Genomic DNA, 249 nt, shown 5'->3' with positions numbered 1-249 from the left:
GTCGATTTGCCAATCTACAAAAACCGATTTTTATTTGCTGTTATGCACCACAACTTTTAATGCATGCAGGTGTAGTGAAAGGTCGGAGAATTTGCGCGATGCAAACCATTTTGAATGATCTGGAGGATGCAGGCGCGGTGTGTCTTAATCAAGACGTAGTGAATGATAATAATTTATACATCTCCTCTCGCAGTCCTGATTTATTTCCAAAATTTGTTGATGAAACATTAAAAGTACTACGTTTATAAA

The 249-nt window shown here is 36.9% G+C and carries 1 protein-coding gene; it reads left to right on the top strand.

The genetic code is table 11. The annotated features are described in order from the left end of the window. On the top strand, positions 1-248 hold a 248-nt coding region (locus tag JR005_RS14840; RefSeq protein WP_228731680.1), incomplete at its 5' end, for a DJ-1/PfpI family protein. Position 249 lies beyond the last annotated feature (1 nt).

The organism is Acinetobacter sp. Colony158, assembly GCF_019264745.1.
Classification (GTDB): domain Bacteria; phylum Pseudomonadota; class Gammaproteobacteria; order Pseudomonadales; family Moraxellaceae; genus Acinetobacter; species Acinetobacter ursingii.
Note: the sequence above shows the minus strand (reverse complement) of the source record. Positions and strands in the feature narration are given on the sequence as shown.